General features: G+C 65.5%; 12 protein-coding genes. 4 read left to right on the top strand and 8 right to left on the bottom strand.

The window, feature by feature from the left end; genetic code table 11:
* Positions 1-37: 37 nt before the first annotated feature.
* The gene (phnC, locus tag GGD67_RS31580; protein WP_179738294.1) at positions 38-847 is read right to left on the bottom strand and encodes a phosphonate ABC transporter ATP-binding protein; all 810 of its coding nucleotides are present in this window, start codon (positions 845-847) and stop codon (positions 38-40) included.
* Between the two features lie 173 nt (positions 848-1,020).
* Here phnC and GGD67_RS31575 point away from each other — a divergent pair, with 173 nt between their 5' ends.
* From GGD67_RS31575 to GGD67_RS31565, 3 genes are read left to right on the top strand one after another with little or no spacing between them, the layout of a single operon-like run.
* Positions 1,021-1,692, top strand: coding sequence for a chloramphenicol acetyltransferase (locus GGD67_RS31575; RefSeq protein WP_026202513.1), 672 nt, complete (start codon positions 1,021-1,023; stop codon positions 1,690-1,692).
* The gene (locus GGD67_RS31570; protein ID WP_179738292.1) at positions 1,689-2,882 is read left to right on the top strand and encodes an alpha-D-ribose 1-methylphosphonate 5-triphosphate diphosphatase; all 1,194 of its coding nucleotides are present in this window, start codon (positions 1,689-1,691) and stop codon (positions 2,880-2,882) included. The genes GGD67_RS31575 and GGD67_RS31570 overlap by 4 nt, the downstream gene beginning before the upstream one ends.
* An 18-nt stretch (positions 2,883-2,900) precedes the next feature.
* Positions 2,901-3,599: a DUF1045 domain-containing protein gene (locus tag GGD67_RS31565; RefSeq protein WP_179738290.1), complete on the top strand. Its 699-nt coding sequence runs from the start codon at positions 2,901-2,903 to the stop codon at positions 3,597-3,599.
* A gap of 3 nt (positions 3,600-3,602) precedes the next feature.
* On the opposite strand, the gene GGD67_RS31560 is transcribed toward GGD67_RS31565, so the two are convergent.
* The 6 genes from GGD67_RS31560 to GGD67_RS31535 all read right to left on the bottom strand — a co-directional run bounded on the left by GGD67_RS31560 (position 3,603) and on the right by GGD67_RS31535 (position 10,576).
* The gene (locus GGD67_RS31560; protein ID WP_018321215.1) at positions 3,603-4,211 is read right to left on the bottom strand and encodes a hypothetical protein; all 609 of its coding nucleotides are present in this window, start codon (positions 4,209-4,211) and stop codon (positions 3,603-3,605) included.
* 83 nt (positions 4,212-4,294) lie between these two features.
* Complete coding sequence (locus GGD67_RS31555; RefSeq protein WP_179738288.1) at positions 4,295-5,695, bottom strand: selenium-binding family protein; 1,401 nt, start codon at positions 5,693-5,695, stop codon at positions 4,295-4,297.
* Between the two features lie 363 nt (positions 5,696-6,058).
* On the bottom strand, positions 6,059-6,997 hold the full coding sequence (locus GGD67_RS31550; protein ID WP_179738286.1) for a dihydrodipicolinate synthase family protein: 939 nt from the start codon (positions 6,995-6,997) through the stop codon (positions 6,059-6,061).
* A 129-nt stretch (positions 6,998-7,126) separates the two neighbouring features.
* Positions 7,127-9,208, bottom strand: a complete 2,082-nt coding sequence (locus GGD67_RS31545; protein WP_179738284.1) for a methyl-accepting chemotaxis protein — start codon at positions 9,206-9,208, stop codon at positions 7,127-7,129.
* Between the two features lie 120 nt (positions 9,209-9,328).
* Positions 9,329-10,099, bottom strand: coding sequence for an enoyl-CoA hydratase (locus GGD67_RS31540; RefSeq protein ID WP_179738282.1), 771 nt, complete (start codon positions 10,097-10,099; stop codon positions 9,329-9,331).
* 12 nt (positions 10,100-10,111) lie between these two features.
* Complete coding sequence (locus GGD67_RS31535; protein ID WP_179738280.1) at positions 10,112-10,576, bottom strand: MarR family winged helix-turn-helix transcriptional regulator; 465 nt, start codon at positions 10,574-10,576, stop codon at positions 10,112-10,114.
* A gap of 110 nt (positions 10,577-10,686) precedes the next feature.
* On the opposite strand from GGD67_RS31535, the gene GGD67_RS31530 reads away from it, so the two are divergent.
* The gene (locus GGD67_RS31530) at positions 10,687-12,066 is read left to right on the top strand and encodes an ATP-binding protein (protein ID WP_312009983.1); all 1,380 of its coding nucleotides are present in this window, start codon (positions 10,687-10,689) and stop codon (positions 12,064-12,066) included.
* A 31-nt stretch (positions 12,067-12,097) separates the two neighbouring features.
* Here GGD67_RS31530 and GGD67_RS31525 read toward each other — a convergent pair whose 3' ends face one another.
* On the bottom strand, positions 12,098-13,759 hold the full coding sequence (locus GGD67_RS31525) for a tannase/feruloyl esterase family alpha/beta hydrolase (protein WP_179738278.1): 1,662 nt from the start codon (positions 13,757-13,759) through the stop codon (positions 12,098-12,100).
* Positions 13,760-13,835 lie beyond the last annotated feature (76 nt).

Genomic DNA, 13,835 nt, shown 5'->3' with positions numbered 1-13,835 from the left:
GTGGACGCAAAACTGGCAACAAAACAGGTGGCGCGGCTCAGGCGGCCGCTGCGGTTCCGAGCGCCGGCACGCCCTCGGGCGCCGGGACAGGCGTGCCACCCATGACGTCGGCGGCTTCGAGATCATAGAGCTCACGCGCAACGTGCTCGGTCAGCGCGGACGGCGCGCCGTCGAACACCACACGGCCCGCCGCCATGCCGATCAGGCGATCGCAATAGCTGCGGGCGAGATCCAGCGAATGCAAATTGCAGAGCACGGTGATGCCGAAATGCTTGTTGATGCGCAGCAGCGCATCCATCACGATCTTGGTGTTGCGCGGATCGAGCGATGCGATCGGCTCGTCGGCAAGGATGATGTCGGGCTGCTGCACCAGCGCACGCGCGATCGCGACGCGCTGCTGCTGGCCGCCGGAGAGCTGGTCGGCACGCTGGGCGGCGAGCGATGCGATGTCGAACTGTTCGAGCGCCGACATGGCCAGCGCCTTGTCCTGCTCGGGCCACACTTGCGACAGCGAGCGCCAGGCCGGCATCGTCGCCAAGCGCCCCATCAGAACGTTGGTGAGGACATCGAGCCGGCCGACCAGGTTGAACTGCTGGAAGATCATGGCCGACCGCGCCCGCCACTGCCGTAGCTCCTTGCCGCGCAGCGCGGTGACGTCGATGCCGTCAAACAGGATGCGGCCCTGCGTCGGCGTCGCGAGACGATTGATGGTTCGCAGCAGCGTCGACTTGCCGGCGCCGGACCGTCCGATCACACCGACGAAGCCGCCGGGGGAGATTTGAAACGAAGCGTCGTCCACCGCGGCTTTCGCGCCGAAGCGACACGTCAGACCTTCCACCACCAGCATGCGGGACTCCAGATTAGCTGGAGCCAACCGCTAACGCCCGCGCTTGACACTTGTGTGACACGGGCGTTGCGGTGCGGCGATCCTACACAGCTCATCCCCTGTCATCGCCGTGTCATGACATCGTCATCAAGCCGCTCGAAGAGGAACGCCCGCCCTCGCGCTTCGGATGCAACATGGCCGCCAAGATTCTCTCGGTCCAGCCGACCGTCGACCCCTCGGCCAAGCTGCACGAGACCAGGCTCGGCGCCTATACCGAGGTCGGCGCGCGCACCATCCTGCACGACGTCGCGATGGGCGATTACTCTTATGTCGTGAACGATTCCCAGATCACCTACACCACCATCGGAAAATTCTGCTCGATCGCGGCGATGACGCGCGTCAATCCCGGCAATCACCCGATGCACCGCGCGACCCAGGCGCATTTCACCTATCGCTCCAGCGCCTACTTCGAAGGCGAGAGCGACGATGCCGAGTTCTTCGACTGGCGGCGGCAGCACCACGTCCATATCGGCCACGACGTCTGGATCGGCCACGGCGCGATCGTGCTGCCGGGCCGCAACATCGGCACCGGCGCGGTGATCGCGGCCGGCGCCATCGTCACCAAGGACGTGCCGGCCTACACCATCGTCGCCGGCAATCCCGCCCGCATCGTGCGGCGGCGATTCTCCGAGGAGATCGCCGGACGGCTCGCGAAGCTCGCCTGGTGGGACTGGGATCACGACAAATTGCGCGAAGCGCTGCCCGATTTCCGCAAGCTCGGGATTGAAGATTTTCTCGCGACATACGAAGCACGAGCGACTCCCCAGACCAGATCCCTTACCAGCAAACGAAACGCGGTCGCGTGACAGACATTTTCCTTGAAGGCGGCCGGGCCCTGATCGGCGCCGAGCTTGTCGAAACGTCATTGGCGGTGTCGGGAAAGGACATCGCGCAGGTCGATGCCTCACGGGGCCGGTCGCGGCTGATCATCGATGCGCGCAACCTGCTGGTGCTACCCGGCATCGTCGACCTGCACGGCGATGCCTTCGAGCGGCAGATGATGCCGCGCGCCGGGGTCGACTTCCCGATCGATGTCGCGCTCGCCGATAGCGACCGTCAGGCGATCAGCAACGGCATCACCACCGTCTTTCACGCCACGACCTGTTCGTGGGAGCCGGGCCTGCGCAGCGCCGACAACGCGCGCGGTCTGATGGAGGCCATCGAGCGGCAGCGTCCGCAATTCGCCGCCGACACACGCTTCCATCTGCGGCACGAGACCTACAATCTCGATGCCGAGGCCGAGATCAGCGAGTGGCTCAACGAAGGCCGGGTCGACCTGTTCGCTTTCAACGACCACATGGACGGCACCGTCGCCGACATGGCCAAGCCGCGCAAGCGCAACCGCATGGTGGAGCGCACCGGGCTGTCAGCTGAGGAATTCGACCGGCTGGTCGAACGCGTGGTCTCGCGCGCCGACGAGGTGCCGGCTTCGGTTGCGCGTCTGGCCGCCGCGGCGCGCGCGGCCGAGGTGCGGATGCTCTCGCACGATGATGCGACGCCGGCGATGCGCCAGGAGTTTCGCGATCTCGGCGCTGACATCGCGGAGTTTCCGATCAACGAGGAGACGGCGCGGGCGGCGGCAAGCCACGGCGACGCCATCGTCTACGGCGCGCCCAACGTCGTGCGCGGCGGCAGCCACACCGGCTGGACGAAGGCCTCCGACATGATCGCCAAGGGGCTCTGCTCGGTGCTGGCGTCTGACTATTATTATCCCGCGCAGCTGCTCGCCGCGTTCCGCCTCGCCGCCGACGGCGTGCTGCCGCTGACCGACGCCTGGAATCTGGTGTCCGCCGGGCCTGCGCGTGCCACTGGCCTTGCCGATCGCGGCGTGCTCGCGGAAGGACGCCGCGCCGATATTCTGCTGGTCGACGACACCGTGCCGCTGCGGCCACGGCTGATTGCGGTGATCGCGGGCGGAAAGCTCGTCCATCTCACCGATGCGACGCGGGTGCTAACTGCTATGGCGACGCAGCGCGAGACTGTCGTCGCGGCGTAAATTGGTTATGCTGAGGCGATGACAGGTTTCCCCCGCTACGCGATCTATTTTGCCGCCGGCAGTGATAGCGCCCTCTCCCGCTTCGGCGCCGAACTGCTCGGCTACGATGCCTACACTGGCAACGAACTGGCCTTTCCCGCCGACGCATTGCGCGTCGCGCCGGACTGGCGTGACGTCAGCGCCGATCCCCGCAAATACGGCTTTCACGCCACGCTGAAGGCGCCGATGGCGCTCGTATCAGGCAGGACCGAAGCGGAGCTGATGGCCGCCTGCGCCGCATTCGCCGGCAGGCCGCGGCCGCTTCCCGTGATCCGGCCGGTGGTCGATTCCATCAGCGGCTTCATCGCCGTCATTCCGGCCGAGCCGGTCGAGGCGCTCCAGCAACTCGCCGCCGATTGCGCCCGCGATTTCGATTCCTTCCGCGCCACGCTGTCGGCGGACGACCGCGCGCGACGCAAACCCGAGAAGCTGAGCGAACGGCAGCGCGACTATCTCGACCGCTGGGGCTACCCTTACGTGATGCAAGAATTCCGCTTCCACATGACGCTGACCGGGCGGCTGGATGCCGAGCGCCGCGGGCCGATCCTGGAGATGCTGCGGACGCGGTTTGCGGCGCTGGGGATCGAGAAGCTGGCGATCGACCGCATCGCGCTGTTTCGGCAGGATGATGCGTCGGCAAGATTCCACATCATCGACGAGTGGCCGCTGGCACAATAGACCTCAGCGCCAGCTCGCAAGATTCAAGCCGAGCGCCACCGCGCCAACCAGAACGAGGCTGGCCGCCCAGACCGCATCCAGATTGAACCAGCTTCGCGAGACGAACTTCAATCCAAGATGGCGGTAGACCAGCCACGCCAGACATCCGCCGGCGCCGACCATGGCGGCAACGTGCACCAGGGACACCAGCAGCGCCATCCCGAGACTTGTCTTGAAAAGACTTGTCTTCATCAACGCGCCGGCCGCCTCATGGCCGGCATCGAATTCGAAGGCTTGGCAGAGTCCGAGATAGATCGGCACGAGCATCAAGGCGGCGCCGTGAGCAATGGCGACGGCAAATGACCAGAGCGCCAATTGCGTCGGCGGAATTCGTGCCAGCGCGCGCGGATGACGGCGCGCGATCAGCCGATAGACGCCGAAGCCGACGACGAGAAGGCTCGCGCCAATCTGGATCGAACGCTGCCACTCGACCAGCACGAGCAGGAACGCGAATGGCAGCAGCACGAGAAATGTTGCCAGGAGATGCCCGGCCGACAGAGCCCACAACGCCCGGAAGAGTGCGGATGGGCTCTTGTCCATGAGCCCGGCCGAAACGGCGAGCGGCCATCCCATTCCCGGATTGACTCCGTGATAGAGGCCGCTCGCAACAAGCGCGAGCCACAGCCAGCCAAGCGCCGGGCTCGCGTGCCCCCAATCTAGACCGACGGGTAGCAAAAGGAGTCCGTCGAACAATCGCCGCCCTCCAGCCTGATCTGGTGCGCACGATAGCCGTCCGGGAAGCTCACGAAATAGTCCTTGTCGAGCTCGAGGCCGCCGTTGCGACCGACATTGGCCATGACCTCCACGCCCGGAACCCCATCGGGATAGAACTGGTCGTCCCAGGTGGAATAGAGCGAATTGGTCCAGTACACGCGCCTGCCGTCGCGGCTGATCTCGACCATTTGCGGGCCGGCCGCAAAGGCCTTGCCATTCGGATGCGCTGTACGGCGTGCGATGCCGCCGATGTGGACCGAGCCCGCAAGCTTCGGCTTTCTGGGATCGCTGACGTCGTACTGGCGCATTTCACCGGTGCCCCAGCACGAGACGTAGAGAAACCGGTCATCCATCGACAGGTCGATGTCGGTGACCAGCGGTGGCACGGCGCCAAATCCCTGCAGCAGCGGCGGGAGCTTCTCCTTTGGTGCGGGTTCGGGCGGGATCGTTGCCGTCTTCTCGGCATGGAATTTCCCGCCTTCGCGCCACCAGGTCCAGATCGATGCTTCGAGATTGGTGGTGTCGACCACGACGCCCACGAAACCGTATTCGCGAACCGGATCGTGCGCAGGCCGCACCTCCAGCGCCATCTGATGATTGGCGCCAAGGTCGATGGTCTGCACATTGCGCCGGGCGCGGAGATCCCAGAAGTGGAGACGATGGCCATATTTATTCGCCAGCAGATCCTCCGGGACGATCCCGTTCTCGAACTGCGGCGGCAGCGCCCATTCGCTCGTCACCATGTAATCGCGCGGCAGATTCCACCAGAAGTCATAATGCAGCGTCTGCGGGCCACGGTCGATCTCCCATCGTCCGAGGACCTCGAACGTCTCGCAATCCATGATGAAGACGCCTGGAGGCCCGTTGGTGCCGTCCTTGCCGCCGCCACCCAGCGTGCTCACGTAAATGCCGTCCGGTCCGCAATGGATGGTGTGCGGACGCGAGTAGCCGGTCTTCTTGAAGATTTCCTCGGGCTCGATGATCTTGTGGATCTTGGCTTTGGTCGGATCTGGCTTGGTATCGATGATGTAGATCCGCGACGAACGGATTCCGGGGATGATGAGATAGCGCCGCTCGATGAAGGCGTGTCCGGCGAGCGGCGACAGGGCGGAGGAGCAGGCATTCCAGCCGAAGTGATGAAATTCGTCGCCCTTGTTGGGCATCGTCACGGTGTGGACGATCTGGCTGTAGGTCGGCGATCCCGGCTTGACGTCGATGACGGCGAGAGCATCCGGCTTCGAGAAATCCGGACTGAGCAGCAACGTGTAGGCAAAGTTCTCCGCAGGTGCTTCCATCGCAAGCCTGGGCGATGCGTGAAAGGTGGGGTCCGGCCTCATCGTCATGGCACTGCCTCCCTGATCTGTCGGTTCGCGCCAACCTGGCTCGGGATAACGGCATTATGAAGAGGTGTTACACGATGGCTCGAGATGCTCCGCGGGGCCTGGTTGGCGACGTATATTACTTCATCGCCGGGCCGCGGGAAACGGCTCGAATCGCGCAAATTCGACGCCTTCAGGCGAAAGGGGCCGATGAGATGAGGCGAGCGCGCAACTCCCCTTCGGGGTCGTTTCGGCAAAGCCCGGGACGACAGCTGAAATATTCACTTCGTAGGGTGGGCAAAGCGGAGCGTGCCCACCACCTGTCGCCGTCGGTAAAGATGGTGGGCACGGCGCTCCGCGCCCTACGACAGCGACGCGTTTGGCCCGTTACTTCCCCCACCGCAGCGCCAGCGCGTCGCGTTCCTTGGCGAGTTCCAGCAGGCCCGCGCGCGTGGCCGGATGCAGCGGCTGGAGCGGATGGCGCACCGCGTCCGACTTGATCACGCCGCCGGCCTGCATCATCGCCTTGCAGGCGATCAGGCCGCATTGACGGTTCTCGTAATTGATCAGCGGCAACCAGCGCTCATAGGCGGCCTTCGCTTCCTCGCGCTTGCCGGCGAAATAGGGATCGATGATCTGGCGGATACCGTCGGGATAGCCGCCGCCGGTCATCGCACCGGTGGCACCGGCATCGAGATCGGCGAGCAGCGTGATCGCCTCCTCGCCGTCCCAGGGTCCCTCGATGTCCTTGCCGCCCGCCTCGATCAGGCTGCGGAGCTTTGAGGCCGCGCCCGGCACCTCGATCTTGAAATAACGGATGTTGGCGAAGTCGCGCGCCAGCCGCGCCAGCAGGTCGACCGACAGCGGCGTGCCCGCGACCGGCGCATCCTGGATCATGATCGGAATGGTGATGGCGCCCGAGAGCACCTTGAAGAATTCGACGATGCCCTTCTCAGGGACCCGGAAGGTCGCGCCATGATAGGGCGGCATCACCATCACCATGGCGGCGCCGACGGCTTCGGCTTGCTGGCTGCGCGCGGCGCAGACGGCCGAGCTGAAATGCGTGGTGGTGACGATCACGGGAACCCGGCCCGCGACATGCTCCAGCACCGCATGCATCACGGTCTCGCGCTCGGCATCGGTGAGCACGAACTGCTCGGAGAAATTGGCGAGGATGCAGAGGCCGTTCGAGCCGGCATCGATCATGAAATCGATGCAGCGGCGCTGTCCCTCGAGGTCGAGTTCACCACGCTCGTCGAAGATGGTGGGCGCGACCGGGAACACGCCGCGATACGGGCGCTGGGCCTTGTGTGGGGTGACCGGCATCGAACTCTCCATCCCTGATCTGTCTTACGTCTGGCGCCGCATAGTTGATGCGGCGGCACAGATGTAGCCGCCGCGCGGACCGGCGGCAATGCCGAACCCACGACGTCAGGTTGGAAGAATGAGGCGAAACTACGCGGTCTTGACCGCGCCCAAAAAGCCCTCGACCGCGACGCGGAGGCGGTCGGCGTCGGCTGACATCTTCTTGACGGATTCCGACAACACCGTGCCGGCGTTGCCGGTCTCCTGGTTGAGCCTGGCGACGCTGCCGATGGTGTCGGTGACTTCGCGCGTGCCCTGCGCGGCCTGCTGGAAATTGCGCGAGATCTCGGTGGTGGCCGCGCGCTGCTGCTCGACGGCGGCGGCAATCGCCGTCATCTTCTCGTCGATGCCGCTGATGGCGCCGCCGATGGCGCGGATCGCGGTCACGGCCTGGCTAGTGGCGCCCTGGATCTCCTCGACCTGACGCGAGATCTCTTCCGTCGCCGTCGCCGTCTGTGCGGCGAGGTTCTTGACCTCGCCCGCGACCACGGCAAAGCCCCGGCCCGCTTCGCCGGCGCGCGCGGCTTCGATGGTGGCGTTCAAGGCCAGAAGGTTGGTCTGGCCGGCGATGGCGTTGATCATCTTGACGACTTCGCCGATGCGGCTTGCGGTCTGGTCGAGGATCTCGACCGTCGCGTTGGTCTGCTCGGCCTGCGACACGGCTTCGCGAGCCTCGCGGGCGCTCGACTGCACCTGCGCGGAGATCTCGCCGACCGATGCGGAGAGTTCCTCGGTCGCGGCCGCGATGGTCTCCAGATTGTTGGTGGCCTGCTCGGCGGCGGAAGAGACCGCCGCGGTCTGGCTGCTCGATTCCGACACCAGCGAGCGCACGCCGGTTGCGGTGGCATCGAGCTCCCGCGTCGAGGCCACAACGCTGTGGATCACCGCCTGCACGGTGTCATCAAAACTGCGGCAGGCCTCGTCGACGGTACCGGAGCGGGCCAACTGCAAGGCCTGCTGCGATTCACGCTCCCGGCCCAGGCGCTCGGCGGTCGCCGCGCTCTCGCGCAGGCTTTCGAGCGCCGCGGCCATGGTGCCGAATTCGTCGGGATGCCGGGATTGCGGCACCGGCGTCGCATAGTCGCGCGCGCTGATGCGGGCGATGGCGTCGAGAATGGCGCGCACCGGGCGCATCAGACGATTGCGCACCACGAACACACCGGTCAGGGTCACGGCAAGCGCGAGCAGGAAGGCGAGCGACTGTACCATGAGGTTGGTGAGAGCCTTGGCCTGAATGGCCTCGGCACGCGCGATCGACTGATCCAGCGCCTTGGTCGCGACGCCGACAATGAGCGCGAACGGTGACTGGCAGAGCGTATTCCATTCTGCCGCAGGGAGCGCCGGCTTGCCGCTGCCGTCAAAATTTTTGGTGAGCTCGTTGATCTGCTTGAGGACACCATCGGTCTTGGCCTTCGCGTCCGTCGCTGCCGTGACCAGCTCCGCCGACACACGGGGCACAGCCAGCAGCTCGGCCATGCCGGCCCATGCGGAGGTGATGGTGCCGTCCCATTGCGCCACCGACCGCTTCTGGGCGTCGTCGAGCGGCTTGCTGCTGTTGACGTTCGAGCGCAGTGACGAACAATGGATGCCATAGCGGTCGCGCACCTGCCAGGCGAAGCGGCGGACCTGGATCATGCGTGCGATATAGGGATCGTTCATCCAGGCGCGGTTCGACACCGCCGTGGAGGCGAGGTTCGCGGTGTCGATGACCTTGGTGACGGAATCGTACCAGGAGTTGGTTCGCTCAAGCTTGCGCTCGGCGCGCGGACGCTTGGCCTCGTCGTAGAACAGCTGGAATTGCGGCGCGGTCTCGCTCCAGCGCTGCTTCAGCGTGCCGGCGAGCTCGTCGCGGCGGGCGAAGTCGACGGTCGAGAGCGCAGCGCCGACGGCCTCATAGCCGGCCTGCTCGGCCTTCTCCGCCGCTTCGAGCTTGGCGCGCGGATCGTCCTCGCCGAGCAGCGCACTCTGGGCATCGCCGCGATTGGTCCGCAGCGACAGCACGCCCTGGAAGATCGCCTTATCGGCCGCGGCAAGCCGCTCGGTCTCGAGACTCTCGCTGTAGCGGCCAAAAGCCCCGGCCATCTGGAACGCCGTCGAGGCCAGCGCGCCGGCAGCAAGGAGGGCCATCAGCGTCAGGAGAAGCGAGCTTACCGATTTCTTAAACATTGCCATGGGTCGGGGGCCTACTCTTCACGAGCGGCCACCTTGCATCGCGACATGCCAAGGTTTGGTTAAGACTTTAATCAAGTACCTGCGGTTGTGCCCGCCGCGCCTCCTGGCGGGCCGCGTCCCTCACGCGACCTTGGTGAAATCCGGCGGACGGCGCTCGGCAAAAGCCGTAAACGCCTCGCGCGCCTCGGCGGTGCGCAGGCGCTGCGCGAACTGCTCGCCTTCGGCCTGCATCTGCGCGACCAGTGCTTCGCCGTTGCGCATCAGCTTCTTGGTCGCCGTGAGCGCGCCGGCCGGCTGGCGGGCAAGACGCTGCGCCAGCGCGAGCGCGTCGGCATCGAGCTTGTCGAGCGGCACCACGCGGTTGGCGAGGCCCCATTCCAGCGCGGCCTTCGCCGGTACGGTCTCGCCCAGCGCGAACATCTCGTAGGCGCGGGCATGGCCGATACGCGCCGGCATCAGTAGGCTCGATGCGGCCTCCGGCACCAATGCGAGGCTGACGAAAGGCGTCGACAATTGCGCGTTGTCGGCGAGCACGACGAGATCGCAATGCAGCAGCATCGTGGTGCCGACGCCGACGGCGCGGCCCTGCACGGCGGCGACCAGCGGCCGGGTGGAGCGCGCCAGCGACTGGATGAAGCGCACGACGTTGCGGCTGCCTTCGGACTTGCCGGCCGCGACCGCGGCGAATTCGCCGACGTCGTTGCCGGCGGTAAACATGTCGCCCTCGCCACGGATCAGGATTACGCGGGCCGACGGATCGAACTCGGCGGATTCGATGCTGTCGGCAAGCTTGCCGTACATCGCATCGGTCAGCGCGTTCTTCTTGTCGGGACGCGCCAGCGTGAGGGTGAGAATTCCGCCATTGTTCTCGATCCGGACGTGCTCGGTCATCGCTCTCTCCTTTTATTCGTCTGAATGTCGTGTTTCTGAAGATCTTGGAAACTTGTTTTGAATGCTGGCCAGCCAGCGCGCGACGATGTCGATCTCGGCCGCCGTGAATCCATCCGTCAGGGCGGCGTTGACCTCGGCCGCCCCGGCTTTTGCCTGCGCCAGGGCGGTGCGCCCCTTCGGCGTCAGAAAGATGCGCCAGGCGCGCCCGTCCTCGCGATCGGCCCGTCGCTCGATCAATTTCGCCGCCTCCGTGCGGTCGACGAGGCCGGAAATGCCGGCCGGCCCCATGTCGAGCGCCGCGCCCGCCTCGCCCATCAGCACGCCATCCTGCTTGCCGAGGATGAACAGCAATCCCGCCTGCGCCGGCGTCACCTCGTTCTCCGGCCGCGCCGCCATCCAGCGCTGCAAGCGGCGCTGCGCGACGCTCAGCAGGTAGATCAGCCGATGATGCCGCGCGTCTGGCGTTTTATTTCGCATGCGAAGCAAATAGCGCCTGTCGGTCTCTTTGTCAAAGCGCTTGACGTTCTGGCGCGTTCATGTTCCTTATTTGTTCCAAACTCGTTCTAGTTGCAACAGAAAGGTGAGCCGTGGCGCAGAAGCTGGAGCAAGCGGAAGAGCAAGTCCAAGAACACGAAACGGAAGGCGAACTCGCCTATGCGTTCGGGGTTCTGGACGCGTACTTCCATGGCGTTCCGCTCAGCAAGCTCGTCACGACCACCCGGCAGTTTCCCGGCCACATGCGAGTGGACGTCCAAGCCGCCCTCGACAAGCTGCTGGCAGCGCACGTCGACTTGTTCGGACTTGCCGAGGAACACTACGAAACGCTGTCGTTTGCGCGCCTGCTCCGCGACGATCGGAGCGCCGTGGCGATCGCCCCGCTGCAATATTCCGACGTCGATGTCGGCGAGAGCAGTCCGTCGCGGTGCCTAGACAACGGCTTGTGGCTCTGCGAGCACGACGGCTTGCGCCATGCCGTCCTGCTCTGCGCCGACCGCGACCCCCGTCGCGAGCCCGGCATCCGGATCGAAATCATGGTGTCCGCTGGAAGCACGGGGGCGGCCGTGGTGCAGCATTGCTTCGGCGCGCTCGAAGACGCCGTGCAGGCCGCGCGCACCTATCGCGGCAAGATCCTGTCGCTCGAGGAATCTTCCGACTACCGCGGCCAATCCCGCGGCATCAATGTGCACCGGCTACCGACCGTTCGACGCGACGAGGTGATCCTGCCGGAGCGGACTCTGCGGCTGCTCGAACGCAACGTGCTGAATTTCGTTGGGACGCGCGAGCAACTGCGGCGGCTCGGACAATCGACGCGCAAAGGCATCCTGCTTTACGGACCGCCCGGCACAGGCAAGACCCATACGATCCGCTATCTCGCAACGCATCTGCCTGGACATACGACCCTGATCATCACGGCCGGGCAGATCGGCCTTCTCAGCGCCTATATGGGCCTGGCACGGCTGCTGCAGCCCGCGATGGTGGTGATCGAGGACGTCGACCTGATCGCGCGTGACCGCCGCAACATGGGGCTGTGCGAAGAAACCATGCTCAACAGGCTGCTCAACGAGATGGTTGGATTGAAGCCGGATGCCGACATCCTTTTCGTTCTCACCACCAATCGGCCACAGGACCTGGAAGCTGCCCTGGCCGGTCGCCCCGGTCGCGTCGACCAGGCCATCGAAGTGCCGCTCCCGGATGAAAATGGCCGCAGCAAGCTGGTGCGCCTCTATGGCAAGGGATTGCCGCTCGACGACGCGATCGTCATCGAGGCTGCCCGCCGCAGCGAGGGGACGAGTTGCGCCTTCATCAAGGAACTGATGCGGCGGCTGGCGCAAGCCAGCTTGGCGCGCGACGGCGGCAAGTCGATCGTCTCGTCCGATATCGACGAAGCCCTCGACGACATGCTGTTCTCTGGCGGCCGGCTCAATGCGCGTCTGCTCGGCGGGGCGCAGGCGATGGCAGCGGAGTGACTTCGCGGTCATCCATCCGGCCTGTGCCGCCTTACGGCGCGCAGGTGAAGCTTGCCGCCTCCGTTACCGGTCCCGCTTTGTAGTGCGGCCAGGCCGGCCAGCGGCACAGCGGCAGCGCGCGCAGCGTCGCGAATGAGGGCGCCTCGATCTTCGGCTCGCTGACTTCGAGATCGCCGGGCGCCTTGCCTTTCTCGACCCAGTCGACCAGCACGCTCAGCATGTCGACATTGGCCGGCGCACCGGAGCCGACGTGGTCAACGCCGGGTGCGGTGTAGAGCCGCGCGAACTCCGCCGTCTCGGTCTTGCCGAGCTTGCGCTCGACGCTCTCGAAATAACGGATGCCGGCATAGGGGCTCTGCGCGTAGTCGGCCATGTGCTCGAGCATGATCAGACGGCCGCCGCGGGCGCGGAAGCGGCTGAGATCGGGATCGGTCGAATCCATCAGCTTCGAAACCTCGAGCAGCCGCGCCTTGTGCTCCTCAACCTTGTAGGTGGTGACATCGAGCTTGGGATCGCGCGCGAAGACATATTGGATGCCGCCGGCGCCGTAGATCCAGGCGATGCCGTTGTTGGGCGCAGGCGGCTGCGCCGGCGGCGCGGTGCCGAGCCACCACGCCACCCAGCCGCCGGTCGGGCCGATCGCCGGCGTATCCTCGCCCGACACGCCCCAGCCGGGATAATCGTCGAGACCGTTGGCGAGCGCGAACGGGAATTTGTAGGTCCCGTGCAAGGTATCGATCGCCTTGATCTGTGCATCGGTCAGGCACTGATCGCCGCTCTTTCCGGCCTCACAGCGCAGCGTCTCGACCTTGAAGGCCGCCTTGCAGGCGACGGGATCCTGCACCAGCGCATCGTCGGAGCCATCGGCCTTGTCGCAAGCCGCCCGCACGGCATCGCCGACGAGCTTCACCTGCGCCGGATTGATCCAGCCCGCGCCCATGGTGACGAGACCCGAACGCGTGCCGGCGTGCTGCAGGCCGACCCAGTTGATCACGGGCACGCGTGCGAAGATGCCGTCGAAATCGTCAGGGTAACGCTGCGCCATGGTCAGGCCTTCACGGCCGCCCTCGGACGAACCCATGAAATACATCTTGTCCGGCTTCTTGCCGTAGGCGCGCTCCATCAGCCCAACGGCCACATCGCGCACCTTCTTGTAGGCGCGGTGAGCAAAATTCTCGAAGGCTTCGTCGTTGAGCGCAAAAACCTGTGGCGGCTCGCCTTGCTTGGTCTCGTGACCCGAGTCGGTGCCATAGGTGACGAAGCCGCGCGCCAGCGGCGACGGCTTGTCGAAGGGATAGGCCGGCGGCAGCGCAAGGCCGGTGATCAGCACACCGTTGAAACCACCGCCGCCATATTGCAGCGAGCGGCCGTTCCATTCGACGGGAAGGTTGACCTGGAATCTGATCGGCGGCGCCTTGGGATCGACAGGGTCGATATGACCGAGCACCTTGCAGAAGGCCGGATTGGCCGGCGTGACGCGCCCTGACGGCGTCGGTCCGCGTTCGGCAACGGCGATCGGCGAGGGCGCCTGCAAGGTTGCGGAGTCGATCTTCACGGCATCGGCCCCGCCGACGAGACCCTTGCAGACCACATCGGCGTCTTCCGCCAGCGTTGCCGCCGGCGCCGTGCCCGTTCCCAGTGTCGCCATCGAGCCTACAAGCAACGCACACAGCTTCGCTCTCTTTCGCGTCATCGTTTCCACCCGGCTTTCTCGATTTGTTGCGTCGACGGCTTGCCGCATTGAATGCAACCTTCGTCCTCCCGTCAAT

The sequence above is a fragment of the Bradyrhizobium sp. IAR9 genome (assembly GCF_013408065.1).
In the GTDB taxonomy this organism is placed as follows: Bacteria; Pseudomonadota; Alphaproteobacteria; order Rhizobiales; family Xanthobacteraceae; genus Bradyrhizobium.
The sequence above is the reverse complement of the archived record's forward strand: the minus strand, read 5'-3'. Positions and strand labels throughout refer to the sequence as shown.

Excerpts from the sequence above, each read along its gene's own strand:
- GGD67_RS31535 (WP_179738280.1), bottom strand. The coding sequence starts at position 10,576 with ATGCGAAATAAAACGCCAGACGCGCGGCATCATCGGCTGATCTACCTG.
- GGD67_RS31550 (WP_179738286.1), bottom strand. The coding sequence starts at position 6,997 with ATGCCGGTCACCCCACACAAGGCCCAGCGCCCGTATCGCGGCGTGTTC.
- GGD67_RS31575 (WP_026202513.1), top strand. The coding sequence starts at position 1,021 with ATGGCCGCCAAGATTCTCTCGGTCCAGCCGACCGTCGACCCCTCGGCC.
- GGD67_RS31540 (WP_179738282.1), bottom strand. The coding sequence starts at position 10,099 with ATGACCGAGCACGTCCGGATCGAGAACAATGGCGGAATTCTCACCCTC.
- GGD67_RS31555 (WP_179738288.1), bottom strand. The coding sequence starts at position 5,695 with ATGACGATGAGGCCGGACCCCACCTTTCACGCATCGCCCAGGCTTGCG.
- phnC (WP_179738294.1), bottom strand. The coding sequence starts at position 847 with ATGCTGGTGGTGGAAGGTCTGACGTGTCGCTTCGGCGCGAAAGCCGCG.
- GGD67_RS31565 (WP_179738290.1), top strand. The coding sequence starts at position 2,901 with ATGACAGGTTTCCCCCGCTACGCGATCTATTTTGCCGCCGGCAGTGAT.
- GGD67_RS31560 (WP_018321215.1), bottom strand. The coding sequence starts at position 4,211 with ATGGGATGGCCGCTCGCCGTTTCGGCCGGGCTCATGGACAAGAGCCCA.
- GGD67_RS31545 (WP_179738284.1), bottom strand. The coding sequence starts at position 9,208 with ATGGCAATGTTTAAGAAATCGGTAAGCTCGCTTCTCCTGACGCTGATG.
- GGD67_RS31525 (WP_179738278.1), bottom strand. The coding sequence starts at position 13,759 with ATGACGCGAAAGAGAGCGAAGCTGTGTGCGTTGCTTGTAGGCTCGATG.